The sequence below is a fragment of the Martinezella lusitana genome (assembly GCF_900094565.1).
GTDB classification, from domain to species: Bacteria; Pseudomonadota; Alphaproteobacteria; order Rhizobiales; family Rhizobiaceae; genus Rhizobium; species Rhizobium lusitanum.
The window spans coordinates 126,522-147,126 of the sequence record NZ_FMAF01000003.1 but is presented as its reverse complement, the minus strand read 5'-3'; the positions used below and the strand labels follow the sequence as shown (position 1 = coordinate 147,126).

The 20,605-nt window shown below is 60.8% G+C and carries 21 protein-coding genes; 10 read left to right on the top strand and 11 right to left on the bottom strand.

The window, feature by feature from the left end:
- Positions 1–3: 3 nt before the first annotated feature.
- The gene (locus GA0061101_RS07015) at positions 4–2,451 is read left to right on the top strand and encodes a GcvT family protein (RefSeq protein ID WP_092573328.1); all 2,448 of its coding nucleotides are present in this window, start codon (positions 4–6) and stop codon (positions 2,449–2,451) included.
- Positions 2,452–2,532: 81 nt separating this feature from the next.
- On the opposite strand, the gene GA0061101_RS07010 is transcribed toward GA0061101_RS07015, so the two are convergent.
- The gene (locus tag GA0061101_RS07010) at positions 2,533–3,789 is read right to left on the bottom strand and encodes an MFS transporter (protein ID WP_245297448.1); all 1,257 of its coding nucleotides are present in this window, start codon (positions 3,787–3,789) and stop codon (positions 2,533–2,535) included.
- A gap of 257 nt (positions 3,790–4,046) precedes the next feature.
- Between GA0061101_RS07010 and GA0061101_RS07005 the strand changes: the two genes are divergently transcribed.
- Positions 4,047–4,922 (top strand): LysR substrate-binding domain-containing protein, encoded by an 876-nt coding sequence (locus tag GA0061101_RS07005; RefSeq protein ID WP_037195282.1) that lies wholly within the window; start codon positions 4,047–4,049, stop codon positions 4,920–4,922.
- Between the two features lie 137 nt (positions 4,923–5,059).
- Here GA0061101_RS07005 and GA0061101_RS38540 read toward each other — a convergent pair whose 3' ends face one another.
- Together GA0061101_RS38540 and GA0061101_RS06995 are read right to left on the bottom strand one after the other, a co-directional pair.
- The gene (locus GA0061101_RS38540) at positions 5,060–5,380 is read right to left on the bottom strand and encodes a hypothetical protein (RefSeq protein ID WP_141694047.1); all 321 of its coding nucleotides are present in this window, start codon (positions 5,378–5,380) and stop codon (positions 5,060–5,062) included.
- A gap of 232 nt (positions 5,381–5,612) precedes the next feature.
- On the bottom strand, positions 5,613–6,044 hold the full coding sequence (locus tag GA0061101_RS06995) for a P-loop NTPase family protein (protein ID WP_245297447.1): 432 nt from the start codon (positions 6,042–6,044) through the stop codon (positions 5,613–5,615).
- A 339-nt stretch (positions 6,045–6,383) separates the two neighbouring features.
- Here GA0061101_RS06995 and ung point away from each other — a divergent pair, with 339 nt between their 5' ends.
- The 3 genes from ung (at position 6,384) to GA0061101_RS06980 (ending at position 8,786) form a co-directional block, all read left to right on the top strand.
- A complete protein-coding gene (ung, locus tag GA0061101_RS06990; RefSeq protein ID WP_047562366.1) occupies positions 6,384–7,085 on the top strand; it encodes a uracil-DNA glycosylase in 702 nt (233 codons plus the stop codon).
- Between the two features lie 143 nt (positions 7,086–7,228).
- On the top strand, positions 7,229–8,161 hold the full coding sequence (locus GA0061101_RS06985) for a VOC family protein (protein WP_037195278.1): 933 nt from the start codon (positions 7,229–7,231) through the stop codon (positions 8,159–8,161).
- A 13-nt stretch (positions 8,162–8,174) separates the two neighbouring features.
- Positions 8,175–8,786 carry an alpha/beta hydrolase gene (locus GA0061101_RS06980; protein WP_047562369.1) on the top strand — a complete coding sequence of 204 codons (612 nt, stop codon included), beginning with the start codon at positions 8,175–8,177 and terminating at the stop codon, positions 8,784–8,786.
- A gap of 33 nt (positions 8,787–8,819) precedes the next feature.
- Here GA0061101_RS06980 and GA0061101_RS06975 read toward each other — a convergent pair whose 3' ends face one another.
- Positions 8,820–9,245 (bottom strand): hypothetical protein, encoded by a 426-nt coding sequence (locus GA0061101_RS06975; RefSeq protein WP_092573325.1) that lies wholly within the window; start codon positions 9,243–9,245, stop codon positions 8,820–8,822.
- 244 nt (positions 9,246–9,489) lie between these two features.
- Here GA0061101_RS06975 and GA0061101_RS06970 point away from each other — a divergent pair, with 244 nt between their 5' ends.
- From GA0061101_RS06970 to GA0061101_RS06960, 3 genes are all read left to right on the top strand, one after another.
- Entirely contained in the window at positions 9,490–10,389 is a 900-nt protein-coding gene (locus GA0061101_RS06970; protein ID WP_245297446.1) for a DMT family transporter, read from the top strand.
- 61 nt (positions 10,390–10,450) lie between these two features.
- On the top strand, positions 10,451–10,840 hold the full coding sequence (locus GA0061101_RS06965) for a RidA family protein (protein WP_037195272.1): 390 nt from the start codon (positions 10,451–10,453) through the stop codon (positions 10,838–10,840).
- A gap of 66 nt (positions 10,841–10,906) precedes the next feature.
- Positions 10,907–11,635, top strand: coding sequence for a class I SAM-dependent methyltransferase (locus tag GA0061101_RS06960; protein ID WP_092573324.1), 729 nt, complete (start codon positions 10,907–10,909; stop codon positions 11,633–11,635).
- A gap of 10 nt (positions 11,636–11,645) precedes the next feature.
- Here the strand turns inward: GA0061101_RS06960 and GA0061101_RS06955 are convergent, their stop codons facing one another.
- The 6 genes from GA0061101_RS06955 to GA0061101_RS06930 all read right to left on the bottom strand — a co-directional run bounded on the left by GA0061101_RS06955 (position 11,646) and on the right by GA0061101_RS06930 (position 17,802).
- On the bottom strand, positions 11,646–12,227 hold the full coding sequence (locus tag GA0061101_RS06955) for an NAD(P)H-dependent oxidoreductase (protein ID WP_092573323.1): 582 nt from the start codon (positions 12,225–12,227) through the stop codon (positions 11,646–11,648).
- Positions 12,224–13,633, bottom strand: coding sequence for an FAD-binding oxidoreductase (locus GA0061101_RS06950; protein WP_092573322.1), 1,410 nt, complete (start codon positions 13,631–13,633; stop codon positions 12,224–12,226). The genes GA0061101_RS06955 and GA0061101_RS06950 overlap by 4 nt, the downstream gene beginning before the upstream one ends.
- A 1-nt stretch (position 13,634) precedes the next feature.
- Positions 13,635–14,948, bottom strand: coding sequence for a cytosine deaminase (locus GA0061101_RS06945; RefSeq protein ID WP_092573321.1), 1,314 nt, complete (start codon positions 14,946–14,948; stop codon positions 13,635–13,637).
- The gene (locus GA0061101_RS06940; protein ID WP_092573320.1) at positions 14,948–15,814 is read right to left on the bottom strand and encodes an ABC transporter permease; all 867 of its coding nucleotides are present in this window, start codon (positions 15,812–15,814) and stop codon (positions 14,948–14,950) included. The genes GA0061101_RS06945 and GA0061101_RS06940 overlap by 1 nt, the downstream gene beginning before the upstream one ends.
- A complete protein-coding gene (locus tag GA0061101_RS06935; RefSeq protein WP_047562381.1) occupies positions 15,814–16,638 on the bottom strand; it encodes an ABC transporter ATP-binding protein in 825 nt (274 codons plus the stop codon). Before GA0061101_RS06935 ends, GA0061101_RS06940 begins: the two co-directional genes overlap by 1 nt.
- A gap of 147 nt (positions 16,639–16,785) precedes the next feature.
- Positions 16,786–17,802 (bottom strand): ABC transporter substrate-binding protein, encoded by a 1,017-nt coding sequence (locus GA0061101_RS06930; RefSeq protein WP_092573319.1) that lies wholly within the window; start codon positions 17,800–17,802, stop codon positions 16,786–16,788.
- Positions 17,803–17,986: 184 nt separating this feature from the next.
- Here GA0061101_RS06930 and GA0061101_RS06925 point away from each other — a divergent pair, with 184 nt between their 5' ends.
- On the top strand, positions 17,987–18,955 hold the full coding sequence (locus GA0061101_RS06925) for a LysR family transcriptional regulator (RefSeq protein ID WP_047638791.1): 969 nt from the start codon (positions 17,987–17,989) through the stop codon (positions 18,953–18,955).
- Here GA0061101_RS06925 and GA0061101_RS06920 read toward each other — a convergent pair.
- A complete protein-coding gene (locus tag GA0061101_RS06920; RefSeq protein WP_037195256.1) occupies positions 18,943–19,740 on the bottom strand; it encodes a creatininase family protein in 798 nt (265 codons plus the stop codon). The two genes, GA0061101_RS06925 and GA0061101_RS06920, sit on opposite strands and share 13 nt — an antisense overlap.
- Before the next feature lie 338 nt (positions 19,741–20,078).
- Here GA0061101_RS06920 and rutF point away from each other — a divergent pair, with 338 nt between their 5' ends.
- Positions 20,079–20,603, top strand: coding sequence for an NADH-dependent FMN reductase RutF (rutF, locus tag GA0061101_RS06915; RefSeq protein ID WP_037195448.1), 525 nt, complete (start codon positions 20,079–20,081; stop codon positions 20,601–20,603).
- The last annotated feature ends 2 nt before the right edge of the window (positions 20,604–20,605 follow it).

The following is a 20,605-nucleotide window of genomic DNA, read 5'->3' as shown; positions in this document are numbered from 1 at the left end:
GCAATGAAGGAACTGCCGAACACTGCAAAGACCGTCGTCATCGGCGGCGGCATCATCGGCTGCTCGACGGCCTATCATCTCGGCAAGCTCGGCTTCACCGATACCGTGCTGCTGGAGCGCAAGAAGCTGACGTCAGGCACCACGTTTCACGCCGCCGGCCTTGTCGGCCAGTTGCGCACCAGCGCCAATATCACCCAGATGCTTGGCTACTCCGTCGATCTCTATAAGAAGCTTGAGGCCGAGACCGGGCTTGCCACCGGCTGGAAGATGAATGGCGGGTTGCGTCTCGCCTGCAACGAGGAGCGCTGGACAGAGGTCAAGCGGCAGGCGACGACGGCGCAATCCTTCGGCCTGCAGATGCATCTGCTGACGCCCAAGGAGGCTTTCGATCTCTGGCCGTTGATGGATATCGACGATCTCGTCGGCGCCGCCTTCCTGCCGACCGACGGTCAGGCCAATCCTTCCGATATCACCCAGGCGCTGGCGAAAGGCGCCCGCATGAGCGGCGTCTCGATCTTCGAGGATACCGAGGTTCTCGATCTGGAGATCGACAAGGGCCGGATCCGCGCCGTCATTACCGACAGGGGGCGGATCGAATGCGAGCGCGTCGTCGTTTGCGCCGGGCAGTGGACGCGGACGTTTGCCGGTCGCTTCGGCGTCAATGTGCCGCTCGTCTCCGTCGAGCATCAATATCTGATCACCGAGTCCTTCGGCGTGCCCTCCAACCTGCCGACACTGCGCGACCCGGACAGGCTGACCTACTACAAGGAAGAGGTCGGCGGGCTGGTCATGGGTGGCTATGAGCCCGACCCGATCCCCTGGGCGCTTGATGGTATTCCCAAAGATTTCCACTACACGCTGCTCGACAGCAATTTCGATCATTTCGAGCAGATCATGGAGCAGGCGCTGGTGCGCGTGCCGGCCCTGCAGACGGCCGGCGTCAAGCAGCTGCTCTGTGGCCCCGAGAGCTTTACGCCCGATGGCAACTTCATCCTCGGCGAGGCGCCGGAGCTGAAGAACTTCTTCGTCGGCGCCGGCTTCAACGCCTTTGGCATCGCCTCTGCCGGCGGCGCGGGCATGGCGCTCGCCGAATGGGTGGTAAAGGGCGAGCCGCCCTACGATCTCTGGCCGGTCGATATCCGCCGCTTCGGCCGTCCGCATTTCGACACAGACTGGGTACGCACGCGCACGCTGGAAGCCTATGGCAAGCACTACACCATGGCCTGGCCCTTCGAGGAGCATTCCAGCGGCCGACCCTGCCGCAAGTCGCCGCTCTATGATCGCCTGAAGGCGCAGGGCGCCTGTTTCGGCGAAAAGCTCGGCTGGGAGCGGCCGAACTGGTTTGCCGATCTCTTTACGGGCGAGGAGCCGAAGGACGTCTACACCTATGGCCGTCAGAACTGGTTCGATGCCGTCGGTCGTGAGCATAAGGCGGTTCGCGAGGCCGCCGTCATCTTCGACCAGACGTCTTTTGCCAAGTTCGTGTTGAAAGGCCGGGATGCTGAGGCGGCGATCTCGTGGATCGCCTCCAACGACGTCGCCAAGCCTGCGGGCGCGCTGACCTATACGCAGATGCTGAACGATCGGGGCGGCATCGAGTGCGATGTCACCATTGGCCGTATTGCCGAGAACGAGTTCTACATCACGACGGGCACCGGCTTCGCCACGCATGATTTCGACTGGATTGCCCGAAATATTCCAGCCGACCTGCATGCCGAACTGGTGGATGTGACCTCCGCCTATTCCGTGTTGTCGCTGATGGGGCCGAAATCGCGCGAGATATTGCAGACTGTCACATCGGATGATGTTTCGAACGCCACTTTCCCCTTTGGCAGGGTGAAGACGATCGGTATTGCCGGCTGCCCGGTGCGGGCGTTACGCATCACCTATGTCGGCGAACTCGGCTATGAGCTGCATGTGCCGGTGGAATATGCCGGCACTGTCTATGACGTGCTGATGGCGGCCGGCCGCGAGCATGGCCTCATCAATGCCGGCTATCGCGCCATCGAAAGCTGCCGGCTGGAAAAGGGCTATCGTGCCTGGGGTTCCGATATCGGGCCGGATCATACGCCAATCGAGGCAGGGCTTGCCTGGGCTGTGAAGACGAAGAAGGATGTCGCATTCCGCGGCCGAGAGGCGATCGAGCGGCAACTGGCATCAGGCGTGAAGAAGATGCTTGCCTGCTTCGTGCCCGACGATCCGCAGACCGTGCTGCTCGGCCGAGAGACGATCTACCGCGACGGCCAGCGCGTCGGCTGGCTGTCGAGCGGTGGCTATGGCTACACGATCGGCAAGGCCATCGGCTATGGCTATGTCCGTAACCCCGGCGGGGTGACGGAGGATTTCGTGCTTTCCGGCCGCTATGAGCTGGATGTCGCGCAGCAGCGCGTGCCATGCCAGGTGTCGCTGAAACCGCTTTATGATCCGCAGATGGTGAGGATCAAGGGCTGATTGCGGAGGGGAGGCGGTTGTGAGACAGGATCCAAGGGAACTGTGTCGTAAGCACTGTCAGCCTGCTCCGAGACTATGACATCAGGTTTCAGCCCTTTGTGTTGTGTGGTCCATTCGGCGATGTAGCAGCAGAAGGCCAAGAAGCGTGCAGAAGGCAAAGATTGAGATCGCAAAGGCCAGCCATAGGGCGGCATGAGGACCGGCAGACGTCATGATAGCGGTGAACGCGGGTGGAGCGACGGCAAAGGAGAGATTGAGCGGCACGGCCAGCTGTGCCGATGCGCGAGCATAGGCGCCGGCGGGGAAAATCTGGAGCGGCAGCGTCGCGCGGGTGACGGCGGTGATACCACTGGCAATTCCGTAAAGCGTGGCGAAAAGCATGGCGCCGATGAAATTGTTGGTTAGGAGAAGAACGATGAAGCTCAGCGGAAACAGGGCAGAGGCGGCAACACCGGTGACGAAGCCTGACCATCGCCGGCCGCCGAGGACGTCGATCATGCGCCCCGCCCATCGAGCAATACCGATGAAGGCTGCGGCCGCCAGCGCACTGGCGTGATCGAGCCCCGCAGCCTCGAACAGAATGATGATGGTGAGGGCAAATCCCCAGGTTACGAAGCCGTTGGCGGCAAAGCTTGCGGCCAGCAGGACGAACCTCGGCCTGTCGATGGAAGCAGGCTCGGTCGTCGCCTTTGCAGCCGATTTTTCCGTGGGCTGGTGCGCAAGCATGGTCCAATGCAGTGGCATGCAGACAAGGAGCATGAGGGCGGCATAGACCAGCGTCGTCGTGCGCCATCCCCATTGAGCTTGCAGAAGGCCTGTCAGCGGCCAGACGATGGTTGATGTCAGCCCACCCGCAAGGATCAGCACGCCGAGCGCCTGGCGCGCTTTCTCGCCGGCGATCTCGGTCACCGCGATCTGCGCCGGTGTCGTTAACATGCTGGCACCGGCGAGCCCGAGAATGATCCACGACAGGAGATAGGGTGCCGGACCATTGGCCATGCCCATGACCAGCAGACCGGCTGCGCCCAGAAGCGACCCCCAAACCATAATCGGGCGGGCGCCGTGCCGCTCTAAGATGGCGCTCAGCGGCCAGGACACCATGGCCATCACGACAAGCATCACTGTCGGTCCTGCCATGACCATGGGCAGGGCCATGCCCAGTTCGCCGGCCATGGCAGGTCCTGTGACAGCGGGCAACCAGAACGTGGCGCCCCAGCCAATGAGCTGGGTCAGCGACAGGGCGGCAACAGCCCGGGCTGTGGGCGAGCGGAACGGCATCCCTGCAACTGGCGCGGAAAGCGCGATCAAATCGCGGCCGTGATGTCGAAGGGGAGTCATTAAAGACCTCTGAGTGCGAGTAGCTTTTGTTTCTGTCAAGGAAACGACGAAGGACCGGTGCTTCCGTCAGCAGACTTTGTCGATGTGAGGCCTAAAGAAAATAATGCTGCCCAAGCGACCACCCATGCGACGGCTTTGGTATCTGTGTGATCGGCGTGAGCACATCTCATTTTCTTGGGAGCCTTTTCGCCTTCGCTTGTGCTAGATTTTCGCGTGATGCTCAAACGAGGAATTTGAGGGGAGCCTGAGGAAAATTCATGCAGGAAAAGCATCGCGTCTCTCTCAACGCCATCAGGGTATTTGCAATCGTGGCGCGCACCGGAAGTCTGACGGCCGCGGGCGCTGAACTCGGTGTTACCTCCGGCGCGGTAAGCCACCAACTCAAAAAACTCGAAGACGAGCTTGGGGTGGGCTTCTTCCGCCGAGGAAATAACACCATTTCGCTGACCGACGTGGGACGGCGGTTCTATGAGGAGGTCGCGCCGGCGATCGGACTCATCGAGCGTTCGGCCGATGCCCTTTATCGCGACGAAAATGAAATCAGCGTCCACGCGACGACGTCGCTTGCGCTGCGTTGGCTCATCCCGTCACTGGATCGTTTTCGCGCCCTCTGCCCACAGGTCCGCGTTCGGGTGGAAACGAGTTCTGCGCGAGGTTTTCCAACCGTCCCGGACTCTGACGTCAGCATCCGTCATTTCCGGATAGGGGAGGCGGCCGAGGGATGGGAATTCCTTGCTCGCGACCTGCGCCGCCCGGTTGTTTCTCCGAGCCTGCTGGCAAGGGATGCCAGTCAGGAGATTGCCGTTCCGGACATACCGGCTCTTCAATGCTGTGTGGGAAACTGGGACTGGAAGCTCTGGTGCGAGACGTTTGATATTTCGCCAGCAGACCTTTCTCTCGCCCATGCATTCGACACGGACGACGCTGCTCTTCATGCCTGTGTTGCCGGTCTTGGGATGTTACTCGCACCGACAATTCTGACAGGCAGGGAAACGAAGTCGGGCGCGTTGGTGACGCTACCCGGATATGAGCCAGTGGAGACCGGAACATATCGTTACCAGCGCCGCTCGGAATCGAGAGCAGTCCGGCAATTCTGCGGCTGGATGGATACCGAAATGCGGAACCTCGAATGAAAGGCTTCCGTGCATGCGCCCTGAAAACTGTGATCTCCCCGTCGCGACATCCGCCATTTTCTTGATACGCCGCCACTTTCATCCTCAATCGGCATGCTAACAACAGACGGAGGCGAGAGACGATGGGTATGCGGACTTTAAGCGGCAGAGTTTTCCGCGCCGGGTTCAATCGGCAGATCATTGCCGGAAACATCAGCGCCAGGACCCATGACGACTATGCCCTGACCGACAATTCGGCCCGCGACCTGGCCGTTCAAAACGAAATTTCCGTCATTCACGACATTTCGATCTATCTTGCCGGAAACTACGGCATTTCCCCCGGCTTCAATGACCAATCCGCCGAGCAGTTTTCCTGATGACACCAGCTTCCCGCCTGGTTTAACACGGGTAACTCCGGTGACGGTGTTGCTTGCAATGACAATCTTGGTCACAACCAAATCACCAATATGCTGGCCCATTTCTGCTACTCCCTCGACATTTTGAATAAATAGTTCGCACACCTTAGGACTTTTCTCGCCTCTAGCAATGGCCTCGGTTGGGTTTCCTCCGCGGCTGAGCCGCCAGACTGATCGCTGGTTCCGGTCGAAGCTTGCTGCGCGTATCTCCCGCGTGAATGCCTGATGATTTAGAGGCAAGTGAATGCCATGAGGTTGTGTCTCATTTGGGCTCAAACGCCATTCCCACAAAACGCTATCGCCGGTCCGGCAAATCCCAAATATTATAGAGGCTATTGAGCGCCTCCGCCGTATGGCATTCTATGAGCGGCAAGCCGGATTCCTGGAGGATTTTTGCGTATTTGACGCCGCTGTTGCGAGTCTTCACAAGAATCCACCGAATCAAGTCCCATTTGATGCTGTCCTTCGCGCCTTCGAGATGTCCCGCTCGGTCCGAGCGGTTGATGAGCGTGCGCTTGAGATAGCGGGAAAAGCGTAGCCAATGGTTTGAGGTTATGAGGATAGCACCGGTGGCCCGGGCGAAGCGCTGCGGCATCAGGCGCGAATAGTTGCCCTCCATAATCCACCGTTCTTCAAGGATTGCCGCATCATGGAGTGCGGCGAACTCTGCTTCAGGGCGCTGCTGCCAATCTGTATGGGGCAGGTGGTGAAGCTGATCGAGATGCACGGCTGGAAAGCCGAGCTTTTTGGAAAGGGCGACCGCAAGGGTTGACTTGCCGGCATTGGAAGGGCCGACGACGACGATGCGCTCGCCAAGGGAATGCAAGGGAAGCATGGGGCACCGGTCGGGAGGTTGGGATGGCCTCCATTGGCTGAAGGGAACACGATTGTCAACGATTAGGACCCTAGTTCCTGCCATCGGTGCCATTTACCAGATAAGCTTGGAACCGAGCCTCGCCACTCTTCAAAAACTGTGATCTCCCCATCGCAGCATCCGCCATTTTCTTGACACGCCCTCGCTTTCATCCTCAATCGGCATGCTGACAACAGACGGAGGCGAGAGACGATGGCGGAAGCGGGTATCAAGCTGGAGGAAAGCTGGAAAGAGGCGCTGTCTCCGGAATTCGAAAGCCCCTACATGCAGCAGCTCAAATCCTTTCTTGTCGAGGAGAAGCAGCGTGGCAAGGTGATCTTTCCGCGCGGCAGCGAGTATTTCCGGGCGCTGGATCTGACGCCGCTCGATGAGGTGCAGGTCGTCATTCTCGGGCAGGACCCCTATCACGGCAGCGGTCAGGCGCATGGGCTCTGCTTCAGCGTTCGCCCCGGCGTGCGCATTCCGCCGTCGCTTGTCAACATCTACAAGGAGCTCGAGACCGATCTCGGCATTCCGCCAGCGCGCCACGGCTTTCTGGAAAGCTGGGCGAAGCAGGGCGTGCTGCTGCTCAACAGCGTGCTGACGGTCGAGGAATCGCAGGCCGCCTCACATCAGGGCAAGGGCTGGGAGCGCTTTACCGATGCGGTGATCCGCAAGGTCAACGACGAATGCGATGGCGTCGTCTTCATGCTCTGGGGCTCCTATGCGCAGAAGAAGGCGGCCTTTGTCGATACCGAACGCCATCTGGTGCTGAAGGCAGCCCACCCATCGCCGCTGTCTGCCCATAACGGTTTCCTCGGCTGCCGGCATTTTTCCAAGGCCAATGCCTATCTGGCTGAGAATGGTCGAGAGCCGATCGATTGGGCGCTGCCGAGCAATCCGGGCAATAGCTAAGCTCATATTGAACGACCTCTATCCGTCGTTCAACAATTGAAGACAATCCGTTTGGCACTTGGGGGCTATCGAAACAGGGCTTCCCGGACCATCTTCTGCCCATGAGAAACGCCTGCCGTCGCAGGCGAGACAAGGGGTTAGAGATGCTCAATCAGATCAAAGGTCTTCACCACGTTACTTCGATGGCTGGAGACGCCCGGACCAACAACAAGTTCTTCACCGATACGCTCGGCCTGCGCCGCGTCAAGAAAACGGTCAATTTCGATGCGCCCGATGTCTATCACCTCTACTATGGTGACGAGACCGGCGCGCCCGGCACGATCATGACCTACTTTCCGTTCCCGAAGATGGCACAGGGTCGCCCGGGCACCGGCGAAGTCGGCAACACCGTCTTCTCCGTTCCGGAAGGCGCGATCGGCTATTGGACCGACCGGCTGGGCAAGCAGGGTGTCGAAGGCTTGAAAGCCGACGAATCCTTCGGTCAGAAGCGCCTGCATTTCGCCGGCCCGGATGGCGATGGCTTCGCTCTCGTCGAAGTCAAGGATGACAGCCGTCAGCCCTGGACCCATGGCGGGGTCGATGCCGAGCATGCCATCAGGGGTTTCCATTCCGTCGCCATGCGGCTGCGGGACGAGGGCGCCACGGCCGAACTGTTGAAATATATGGGTTACGAGGTCGTCGATACGCATGAGGGCGTCAAGCGCCTCGCCATGCCTGGCGGCAACGGTGCCGACTATGTCGACCTTGAAACCATGCCGAATATCAACCGTGCGCTTCCGGGCGCGGGTTCCGTCCACCATGTCGCCTTTGCCGTCGAGAACCGCGCAAAGCAGCTTGAGGTGCGCAAGGCGCTGATGGATACGGGGTACCAGGTCACGCCTGTTATCGACCGCGACTACTTCTGGGCGATCTATTTCCGCACGCCGGGCGGCGTGCTGTTCGAAGTCGCCACCAACGAACCCGGCTTCAACCGTGACGAGGATACGGCCCATCTCGGCGAGGCACTGAAACTGCCTGAGCAGCATGCGCATCTGCGCGCCTTGATCGAGCAGCACCTCGAACCGCTGGAAGGCTAACTGGGAGAGGATCATGACGGATACGACCTATGTGCACCGGCTGAAGGCCGGTGCACCCGGAAAACCCATTCTTTTCACCTTTCACGGCACTGGCGGTGACGAGAACCAGTTCTTCGATTTCGGTGCCCGCTTGCTGCCCGAGGCGACCATCGTGTCGCCGCGGGGCGATGTCTCGGAACATGGTGCGGCGCGCTTCTTCCGCCGGACGGGCGAGGGTGTCTACGATATGGCGGACCTTGCTCGGGCAACGGACAAGATGGCGGCCTATGTCTCGGGCCTTGCGGCCGAATACGGCGCGTCGCAGGTGCTTGGTCTCGGTTTCTCCAACGGGGCCAATATCCTCGCCAACGTGCTCATCGAGCATGGCGATCTTTTCGACGCGGCCGTGCTCATGCATCCGCTGATCCCGTTCCAGCCGAAGGATAATGCCCGGCTGGAGGGCAGGCGTGTGCTGATCACCGCAGGCGAGCGGGATCCGATCTCGCCTGCGCCCGTGACCAAGGCTCTGGCCGATTATTTCGCGCGGCAGGAGGCTGAGACGACGCTCGAATGGCATCCCGGCGGCCACGACATCAGGCCGAACGAGATCGAGGCGATCCGCGCCTTCCTCACGCCTTACGCGTGAGTTTGAATGAGACCCCGGCCGCTCCGCGGCCGGCTATTTTCCGATCAGGCGCAGCATTGCCTTCGCCTGGGATGCGGCCGCAAGTTTTCCTTTCTCGTCGATATAATCGGTTCCGCAGAAACGGTCGAGATTCATCGCATCGGTGCTGTCGGCCTCAGCATGTCTCGCATCGGCAATGACGATGCGCCATGCGCAGCCGAGCATCTTGTCGGGCTGAATCGCCTCATCGCAGCCGGTACTCAGGCACAATGCGACATGTTTCTGCGCACGATATCCGCCCGCAATGGCCTCGTCATATTTGGCCTTCCACGTATCGCGCGTGTATTGGCAACGGGCCGGATTGCTGCTCTGGCTGCATTGCACCGTCGTATCGACATAGGTCTGCGCCGGCGGCCAAAGAGGACCATCGGCCAGGCTGACGCAGCCGCATGCGAACAAGGTGGCTGACAGCAAGCGCAATTGATTCTCCCTGAACCGAAACCCATGCGGACCGTAAAGCGGCAGAGAATATCTGCAAGATGAATGTGATCCGGTCCGCGTTCAAGACGACATCGACCATCCGCCACTCAACTGACGGGATCTGGCGTGGCCTTCCTGCAACCCTCACAATCTTCCGGCATCCGCGACAAGGAGCGGCGCAAGCTTTGCTTGTGGGTATCATCGCCGCTCGCTAATGATCTGCCGCTAAGGGACGGGGGAGTTGATGGTGACGCTGGCGGAACAGCAGCAATACAGGCTGGGCGTGACCTATGTGGCGCTTTCGGCGCTGGCCTGGTCGACCTCCGGTCTCTTCGTGCGGGCGATCCATGCGGACTTCATGACCATCCTCTTCTGTCGTGGAATAGTCTCCGGCCTGGGCGTATTCACGCTGTTTTTCTACATCGAACGCCGCAACGCCTGGCGCATCCTGCACTCTATGCGCGGGCCTTCGCTGGCGGCGACGATCTTTTCCACTGCGTCCATGATAAGCGGTATCGGCTCGATCTATTATACCTCGGTTGCCGATGCCATGGTCATCTACGCGACCGTGCCCTTTGTTACCGCGGGCGTTGCCTTTCTCTTCATCGGCGAGCGTCCGAACATGCGGACGCTGGTTGCCAGCGGCATCGCCTTCATCGGCGTCCTCGTCATGCTTTCGGGACATGCGAGCGACGGGGGCAGCTGGCTCGGCAAGGTTCTCGCCGGCGTCATGACACTGACGGTCGCCGGTCTCGCCGTTGTCATGCGTCAGCATCGCAATGTGCCGATGCTGCCGGCCATGGCTTTGTCGGCCTGGCTGTGCTCCTTCATTACCTTCTGGTTCGCTTCGCCGCTTGCGCTGTCGGGACAGGATCTCGGCCTGATCATCGCTTTCGGCATCATTCAGAATGCAATGGGCCTCAGCCTTTACACATTCGGCTCGCGGCTGGTTCCGGCCTCGGATGCCGCCCTGCTGACGGCGCTCGAAGTGCCGCTGACGCCGCTCTGGGTCTGGATGGCCTTTGCCGAGCGCCCGTCGACGGCGACGTTGATCGGCGGACCGATCGTGCTGGCTGCACTCTTCGGTCATATCCTGTTGGAGGTCCGTCGAAATCGGGTGGTTACTTCAGCACAAGCGCATTGAACGGCTTGTCGGCTTGGCCTCAAAATGCTGAAATCGGTCCGATCACGAGGAATCGCTATCGATGAAGAAGGTATTCAACCCACCGTCTGTCCGACGCCCCTTCGGTAATTACAATCACGGCCTGCTGGTGCCGCCTGGCGCCAGTCTTCTTGTCACATCCGGCCAGCTCGGCATCGGCCTCGATGACCGAATCCCGCATGACGTTACCTCTCAGGCCGAGATGTGTTTCCAGGCAATCAAGGCCATTCTCGACGATGCAGGCATGAGCTTCGCCGACGTCATCCGCATCGCCGGTTTCGTCACCACACGCGAGGATTTCCCCGCCTATATGGCCGTGCGTGACCGCTATACGCTGGATCCGAAGCCGGTTTCGACGCTGCTGATCGTCGGCGGGTTTACCCGATCGGAGTTTCTGGTAGAGGTCGAGGTCACGGCAGCGAAGGTGATGTAACCTCAGCGCTTCCGGCTCCGGTGTTGGCGCTGTCGGATCGAACCTGCCGATCTTCAGGAGACTGGCGTGACCCAGAATATCTACGACGATCCAGGCTTTTTCGAAGGTTATAGCCGCCTTCAGCGTTCGGTCGACGGGCTGGCTGGAGCTGCGGAGTGGCCGGCTATTCGCGCCTTGCTGCCGGATCTGCATGGCCTCGATGTCGTCGATCTCGGTTGCGGCTTCGGATGGTTCTGCCGATGGGCGGCCGAGCACGGCGCCGCCGGCGTGCTAGGGCTCGATGTGTCGGACAACATGCTTGCGCGTGCCCGCGCCGAGACGACGGACGCCTGCATTCGCTACGACAAGGCGGATCTGGAAAGGCTGCAGCTTCCGGCCGGCGGCTTCGATCTCGTCTACAGCTCGCTCGCCTTCCACTATATCAAGGATTTCGCCGGGCTTCTGATCAATATTCGCCAGGCGTTGAAGCCGGGCGGGCGGCTGATCTTTTCCATCGAACATCCGATCTACATGGCACCGCGGCAGCCGGAATGGCTGGTCGGCGCGGATGGCGGCAAGGTCTGGCCGCTGAATGCCTATCAGATCGAGGGGCCGAGGGTGACGAACTGGCTCGCCGAAGGCGTTGTCAAGCAGCATCGCACCATGGGCACGACGCTCAACCTGCTGATAAAGTCGGGCTTCACTATTGCGCATGTCGAGGAGTGGTCGCCGAGCGATGCGGAACTTGCCTTGCATCCGGAGTGGGCGATCGAGCGCGAGCGGCCGATGTTCCTGCTGATCTCGACCCGGACCTGAGGCTGGAGCGTCAGAACCGCCCCATTTCCTGCTTCACCTTTTCAAGGAACCGCCCTCTCGTCTCGTCGGTCGAGCGGTTCATGTCGTAGTGGGCGAGGAAGACGACCGGGGCAAAGGGCTTGATCTGTGCCCGCAGGACACGCTTGACGATCTTCTTCGGCGGATTGCCGGCGATGAAGGCGCGGAAGGGATCGGCGCCATAGGTGAGCACCGCGCCGAGCTTGCGGATATGCTGCAGCTTGGAGCGCACCTTGCCGTCGACGAGCTCGAAGGAGACGCCGGGGAGCCAGACGCGGTCGAAATAGCCTTTCAGAATGGCCGGAAAGCCGAAGTTCCAGACCGGCGTGACGATGACAAGCGCTTCTGCGCGCTCCAGCCGTTCGACGTAGGGCTTCATCACCTCGGTATTGTCGGGATAGTCGTGATAGATCATGCGATCGCGGCGAGACAGCACGGGATCGAAGCCCTCGGCATAGAGGTTGCAGTCATCGACGTCGTGGCCGGCGGTCTTCAGGCTCTCGATGGTTTGCCGGTGCAGCGCCGCACCGAAGCTTTCCTCCACCGGATGCGAATGAAGGACGAGAACCTTCATGAGGCCTCCATCAGCGCCGCAAGGCCGGGGAAGAGGTAGTTCTTGCCTGACTTGAAGTCGAAATTCGGATCATCCCAGGCGATCATCTTGCCGGGGTTGAGCAGGCCTTTCGGGTCGGTTTCCCGCTTGAAGGCGAGCTGGACGGCGTCCGTCTGCTTCATGCCGCCTTCCTCCAGCGTATAGCGATGCGGATTGAAGATCGGGCAGCCGTGATCCTGATGGATCTTGATGATCTCCTCGAGCCGGGCTTCGGAGGTGTAGCGCACCAGCGGCAGGCCGGAGCACTGGATCTGGCCGTCGAACTTGATGAATTCGAGATGGCCGGGCACCTCGTCACCGAAGATTTCCACCATCTTCTGCACCTTGGCGACATGGTCCGGTCCCGGATACTGCACCTGCAGGTAGGTGATCGACGGATCGACCTTGATGGCGCGTAGCGTCGTATGGTTCCAGGCGAGTTCATAGGCGTGCGGGATGCCCTTCATGCTCTCCACCTTGTCGGAGCGGAAGGTGATCTCACCCTTCTGCTGGCTGGCGAAGGCGACGAAGGGATCCATCGAATGCGGCGCGATCATCAACGCCACGACCGACTGTCCCTCGCGGATATAGGGCTTGTGGCGGGTGAAGTATTCGTGCGGGATGGGTGCTGCGATCGGTGCGATTTCCTTGACCAGTATGCCGTTGCACTTGGCGAGAGCATCGGAGAAGCGCACGGCAGACATGAAGTCGTCATAGCCGACCAGCACGTCCACCCAGTCATAGGCGGGTGCCAGCGGCATTTCGATCTCGGTGATGATGCCGTTGGTGCCATAGGCATGGCTGACCTTGGTCAAATCCCAACCGGTCAGGTCGAGAACGCGCGGTTCTGCTTCCATGGTGACGACGCGCAGGCGCAGGATATTGCCGAGATCGCGCAGCCCGCCCCAGGTGATGGAGCCGACGCCGCCGGAGCCGCCGGCGATGAAGCCGCCGATCGTCGCCGTCTGTGCGGTTGAGGGGTGGAAGCGCAGCTCCTGGCCGGAATGGGCCTTGGTCTGGCGATCGAGTTCGGCAATGACGATGCCGGGTTCGCAGATGACGCGGCCGGGATGGATCTCCTTGACCTTGTTCATGGCCGCAAGGTTAAGCACGATGCCGCCGGAGAGCGGCATGGCCTGGCCGTAATTGCCGGTGCCGGCGCCGCGCGGCGTTACGGGCACGTCATGCGCATAGGCGACCTTCAGCGTGCGGATCACCTCTTCCTCGGTCTTCGGCGTGACGACGAGGTCGGCGGTGACATTGTCGAGCTGCGCTTTCAGGATCGGCGAATACCAATAGAAGTCGCGGCTCTTCTGGCGCACGAGCGCCGGATTGTCTTCGACGGCGATGCCTTCGAGTTCTTTCTTGATGCGCTGATAATCCGGCATTTTACGCTCCAATGACGCTGTCGAGTTCACGATAGTCCGGCAGGCTCCGGTCGATCACCTTGCCCTTGCGAAGGACGACGCGGTCGGACTGTGGGCGGGAAAGGAATTCGCTCCAGCGCCGGGCGCTGAAGAGGACGAGATCGGCCGGGCCGCCGACGGCGATGCGGCCGATGTCCGGGCGACCAAGGATGCTGGCGGGAGAGGTGGTGACGACGCGCGCGGCCGTATCCAGCGGATGGTCGAGATGCAGGATGCGCACGGCCTCGCGGAAGACTTCGACGGGATCGAGATCGCCATAGGCATAGAAGGGATCGCGGGTATTGTCGGAGGAGACGGCCGTGGGTACGCCGGCCGCGGCAAGCTCGTGCAGCAGGGTGACGCCACGCCAGCGCGGTGTGCGACCCACATGGCGGTCCTGGAGATACATGTTGCACATCGGCAGGGAGACGATGGAAATCCCGGCCTTGGCGACGAGATCGATTGTGGCGCGGGCCACATCCTCGTCCTGGCGGGCGAGCGAGCAGCAATGCCCGGCGGTGACCTTGCCGGTGAAGCCATTGCGGAGCACGGCTTCGGCAATCGCCTTCAGCGTCAGCACCTCTCTGTCCTCGGTCTCGTCGACATGCAGATCGATGTCGAGGCCGTTGTCGGCAGAGGCGCGGATCAACTTGTCGAGCTGCGCATCGATGTCCGGGTTCATCTGCGTGACGCCGCCCATCAGGCCGCCCGCATCGCGCACGACGCCGAGCAGATCCGCGAAGAAGGCATCGTCCACCATGCTGTCGAGCGGGAAGAGGGCGACGGCCTGCAGCGCGATCCTGTCTTTCCAGGCCTCGCGGACCGACGTGAAGACCTCGAAGGAAATGCGGTGCTGCGGCGCCAGCGAATCCAGGTGGGTGCGGATCAGGCCGGTACCGTGGGCGTAGGCTGAGCGTAGCGAGAATTCCATGCGCTTGCGCACATCGTCGGCCGACCAGTTGGCTTCCCGGTCGGAGCGCACGGCATCGAGCGCGCCCATGAAGCTGCCGTCCGGATTGGAGCGTCGCTCCCATATATGGCCCTTGTCGAGATGGGTGTGCATGTCGACGAAGGTCGGCCAGATCATGCCTTCCTTCATGTCGACCTTGGCATATTCAGCCGGCGCGGTGCCGGCCGGCAGGATATCCTTGATCAGGCCGTCCGCGACGACGATATCGGCCCTGACGAGCCCTTCGCTGGCGGGTGCGCGAAAGCCGGACAGCGTCACGGCGGGAACGGTGGCGTTGCTCAGCACGAAGCGGGCGGCATTCGGCGGAGACATGAAGGCGTGGGACATCAGTTCTCCCGCTTGAGGCTGCTCTCATGCCAGCGATGCAGGCTCACCCATGAGATGAAGGAGGTGAAGGCGAAGATGGCGACGCCGAGCGCCGACAACAGCAGCAAGGCTGCAAAGAGGCGCGGCATGTTCTGGCGGTATTGCGCTTCGAGCAGGCGAAAAGCCAGGCCGGAATTGGGACCGCCGGAGCCGGCGGCAAATTCCGCGACGACGGATGCGATGAGCGACAGGCCGCCACCGATCCGGAGTCCCGTCATGAAATAGGGCTGGGCGGCCGGCAGCTTCAGATGCAGCAAGGCCTGCCAGCGCGAGGCCCCATAGAGATCGAAGAGATTGAGCAGATTGTGATCGACGCTCTTCAGCCCTTGCACCATGTTGGACAGGATCGGGAAGAAGGCGACGAGGAAACCGCAGATCAGCAGCGCCGACTCGCGGGTCGGCGCGTAGATCAGGATCAGCGGCGCGATCGCCACGATCGGCGTGACCTGCAGGATGACCGCCAGCGGATAGAAGGCGAGCTCGATCCAGCGCGACTGCACGAGGAAGATGGCAAAGCCGACGCCGCCGATGAGCGCCAGCACCAGCGATATGAAGGTGATCTGGGTGGTCACCCACAATGCCGGCCACAGGATGCCCCAGTCGGAGACGAGCGCCTTGGCGACGGCGATCGGGCTCGGCAGGATATATTGCGGGATGTCGGCGCCGACGACGAGGAGCTGCCAGAGGGCGACCAGGACGACGACGGTCAGCACCGGCACGGTGACGCCGAGGAGGCGCTCAGCGTTCCTTTTCCTGATTGCCGGCGCAGGCGGTGCCTCGGAGGCGTTGGTGGAAAGATCGGCGGGCAGGCTGGTGCTGTCGCTCATCAATGGGCCTCCGGCCAGCCGATGGCCTCGATCAGGGAGAGGGAGACTTTCTCGCAAACCTGCCGGTACTCTTCCGATGACCTGTAGAGAGGGTCGCGCTCGCCGCTGGTCACCAGTGGGAAATCCGTGTGGACACGGCCGGGACGGGCCTTCATGACGACGATGCGGTTGGAGAGATAGGCGGATTCATAAACGGAGTGGGTGACGAAGATGACGGTGATACCCGTTGTCTGCCAGAGGCGCAGGACGTCATCATTGAGCTTCTGGCGGGTGATTTCGTCGAGCGCAGCAAAGGGTTCGTCCATCAGCAGCAGCTTCGGCTTGGTGATCAGAGCGCGGGCGATCGAGACACGCATTTTCATGCCGCCGGATAATTCGCGCGGATAGGCCTCGGCGAAATCCTGAAGGCCGACCGTCGCCAAAGTCTCCATGATCTGCTCATACGCCGCTGCCTTTGAAACCCCCCGCAGCTTCAAGGGCAGATGGACATTGCCGAAGACCGTTTTCCAGGGGAGAAGCGTCGGTTCCTGGAAAACGAAGCTGATATCGCCATCCGGAAGACCCTTGGCGTTGATGCGCGAACTCGGCCAGTCGATCCTGCCGCCTGAGGCGCCGCCGAGGCCGGCGATAATGCGCAACGCCGTCGACTTGCCGCAACCGGAGGGGCCGAGCAGGCTGATGAACTCGCCGCTCTCCACGTTGATCGACATGCCGGAAAGCGCCAGCGTGCCGTTGGAGAAGACTTTGGAGACCTGCTCCATGACAACAAGCGGCCGCTTGCGGGTCTCTGGTTTGGTAATCGTAGTGGCTTCAGACAGGGTCATGGTTCGGCTCTTTGTTGATCCACCCTCCCCTTGTGGGGAGTGTCGGAGCAAGGCTCCGGGGGTGGGGTGATCCTTCGGAATCTCGGAGCGTCGCGCCCACCCGCCGCTTTGCGGCGACCTCCCCCCTCAAGGGGGAGGTGCTAAAACTTACTTCTTCAGGGCCATTCCAAATCCCTTGCAGACGAATTGCGGATCGAACGCCTTCTTGTAGTCGATGTCGGCATCGAAGATCTTGATCTGCACCATCTCGTCGAAAAACTTCTTGTAGTGCGCATCGGTAATGCAGCCGATGCCCTTGTCGAGCGCTTCACCGGACTCGACAATGCCGTATTCCTTCATCTTGGCGATGGAATAGGCGATCTGGCCGTCCGTCATGTCGGGATTGTCCTTCTTGATCAGATCGTTGGCCGCCTTGTTGTCACCGTAGAGATAGTTGTACCAGCCCTCGATCGAGGCGTTGACGAAGCGCTGTACCAGATCGGGGTTTTTCTGAACCAGGGAGGTCTGGGTCGTGATCATCGTCGAATAGGGCGAATAGCCGGCGTCGGCGATCAGGAAGACTTTCGGCTTCCAGCCGGCCTGCTTTTCGATCTCATAGGGCTCGGAGGTCAGATATCCCTGCTGGGCGGACTGCTTGTCGGCCAGGAACGGCGCCGGGCTGAAGTTGTAAGGCTTGAACTGCTCGTCCTTGAAGCCGGAATAGTTCGCCTTCATCCATTCGAAATAGGTGATGTAGCCGTCCTTGCTCATGAACAGGCTCGGCAGCTTGGCAAGATCCTCGAACTTCTCGACACCGGCATCCGGATGGGCGATCAGCACCTGCGGATCCTTCTGGAAGATCGCGGCGACGTCGACGACCGGGATGCCCTGCTTCACCGCGTCGATTTCCTGCTGTGGTCCGCCCATGTAGAAATCGATCTTGCCGGAAATCAGCAGCGCCGAGTTGGCGGCATTGGGGCCGCCCTGGACGATCGTCACGTCAAGACCGTATTTCTTGTAGGTCCCGTCGGCGACGGCTTGATAGAAGCCGCCATGTTCCGCCTGGGCGAGCCAGTTGGTGCCGTAGGTGACTTTGTCGAGAGCATTTGCGGGCTCTGCAGCGGCGATGGCGGCCGATAGGCCGATGACGGCGAGAAATGCTTTTGTCTTCAATGCCCTAAACATGGCTGACTGTTCCCCTTATCTGCCATGGGACGCCGCCAGTGACGCCCATTTTCTGCATTTGAGCGGTTGCGTTGCGCTTTGAAAAGCATCAAAATTCGTGCGCATTGATGCCTTTTAGGCATCTGTCCCTGGGTCTGTGCCTAAATTGTGCGGCCTGGGCAAAATTTATGCAATGGGGATGCGCATGCTGCACTCGAGACGGCTTCTTTACATCAACGAAATCGCCCGCTGCGGCTCGATCCGCAAAGCAGCGGCACGGCTCAACGTCGCTTCATCGGCGATCAACCGGCAGATTCTGGCGCTGGAGGAAGAAATGGGCGCTCCACTCTTCGAACGCCTGCCGCGCGGCCTGCGGCTGACGGCGGCCGGCGAGCTCTGCATCGAGCACATTCGCGACGTGTTGAAGAACTACGAGCGGCTGGAGGGACGCATCCGCAGCCTCAAGATGCAGCAGGCAGGCAAGGTCCGGATCGTGGCGACGGTCGGGCTGGCGTCAGGGCCGTTGCCAGAGATCATCGCGCGCTTTCTCGCCGAGCATCCGCGCGTCTTCATTCAGCTGCGCAACGATTCCGGCTCGACGACAATGGCGCCGGTGCTTTCGGGCGAAGTCGATATCGGCCTCGGCTTCAACATACCGGCGACGCCCGGCATCCGCTCGCTCGGCAATTTCGATATTCCGATCGGCGTCGTGCTGCCGCCCGGCCATCCCCTGATCGGGCCGGGGCCGATCAACCTCGCTGATGTCGTGGAGGAGCGCTTGCTGCTGGCGCAGCCGGGCACCAGCCTCAGGGACGTTATCAATCTGACGCTGGCGCGTCTCGCCGTGCAGGTCGAGCCGGTGCTGGAGAGCAATGCATCGGAAATGCTGAAGCAATTGGTCAAGTGCGGGGCAGGGCTGACGCTGCTCAATCCGCTCGACGTCATCACCGATTGTCGGCGCGGCGAACTGGTGTTCCGGCCGATTGCCGAACCACATTCACGGTCTCAGCCCATGAAGCTCTTTGCCCGAACGCGTGCGCCGCTCGATGCCGCAACCAGCCTGTTCGTCGAATATCTGCTCGCCGAACTGGCCGGAATGGTCGAGGAATTGCAGGCGAAGGGGCATATCATCCTGCCCTCGGAACGCCGCCGCGGGGATGCTTATTTCGAATAAAGGTTGGAGAGCGGATAGTCGCGAAGATCGCGCAGCATCTCGACGAAGCCTGCGATCTGATGCCGGCAGATGAGCGCGCCCTTTTCCGCCGTGCCGTTGGCGGCATTGCCGACGACGCCGTTCGGGTTGAGGTCGTGCGCGATCCAGGCAAGCGAATGCGGCGGCAACGGCTGCAGATATTTGGAATGTTCCTTCATCCATTCCGCCTTGGAGGCGAAATTCTCAGCCTTGTCCATCCGCACGAGTTCGGGCCGGAAATGCAGCATGAGCGAGGTTTCGACATCGCCGCCGTGGATGCCGAAACGCTGTTCATGCTCGTCGATCATGCCGTCCGGCGTGCCGAAGCGCGTCCATTGGGTGGCGACGACGGCCATCTGATGGCGCACGCGCAGCTCGCGCGCGACAATGCCCATGATATCGAGATTGCCGCCATGGGAGTTGACGATCACCATCTTGCGAATGCCGGCTTCGGCGACTTTCGCGCCAATTGCGGTCCAGACCGGGATCAGCAGTTCCGCGCCGAGCGACAGCGTGCCGGGCCCGTAGATATGTTCGTTGGCCTTGCCGATTTCCTGCGTCGGCAGCACAAGGAAATCCAGATCGTCGGGGCGCTGAACCTTCAATTCCGCCAGCATGCCCTCGGCGATCGCGACATCAGTCGCAATCGGCAGATGCGGGCCATGCTGTTCAGTCGAGGCGATGGGCAGGATGGCGATCGTGGTATCGGGCGAGAGGCCGGCGAAATCATAGGTATTGAGTTCGTTCCAATAAAAGGGCTTTGCCATTTGCCATATCCTCTCGTCTGCATCTTGTGGCTAAACGGATACGGTAAGGATGATGGCGGTGGAAAGCATCAATTTGCGGGCGTGCCGCTGCCTTTTTGCGTGCACTTGCAATGCACGGCCATCGCAAGCCGCAAGTTTTGGCATTCCGCTTGCATGTAACAGGCGGAAATACCCTGGATGTCAGCGGGAGGGATTGCTTTTCCTATTGTTGATAGATTTTATAGAAAACTAATTGCTTATTGGATGCCGCTTCCGTGAAACGCCGTTGCTTGAGATAAGCGCCTCGACCCGATACGTTGGATCATCCGGCGCGAGTTGTGGGGATAGTGGGAATGAACATGAAAACGTCCGTGGCGATCGAGAATGCGGTGCCTGTTGCCGATCCCGATGCTGTGCGAGCCGAATTTCGCAACGCCATGGCGCGAATGGCCGCAGCCGTTAACATCGTCACGACCAACGGCCCTGCCGGACTGGCTGGTTTTGCCGCGACCGCCGTCTGCAGCGTCACCGACAGCCCGCCGACCTTGCTCGTCTGCCTCAATCGTGGTGCTTCGGTGCATCCGGCGGTGACTGAGAATGGCGTGCTCTGCGTCAACGTCCTATCCGAGGCACATCAGGATCTTTCGCGCCTTTTCGGCGGCAAAACGCCGGTCGAGGAGCGCTTTGCGGCCGCTGCATGGTCAGAATTGGCCACCGGTGCGCCCGTACTGGAGGATGCGCTCGTCTCGTTCGACTGCCGCATCGTGCGCCAGGCCGATGGCGGAACGCACGACATTCTGATGTGCGAAGTCGATGCTATCCGCCTGCGTGACGGCGGGCAGGGACTTATCTATTTCGACCGGGCCTATCACCCGGCCGGATAGTC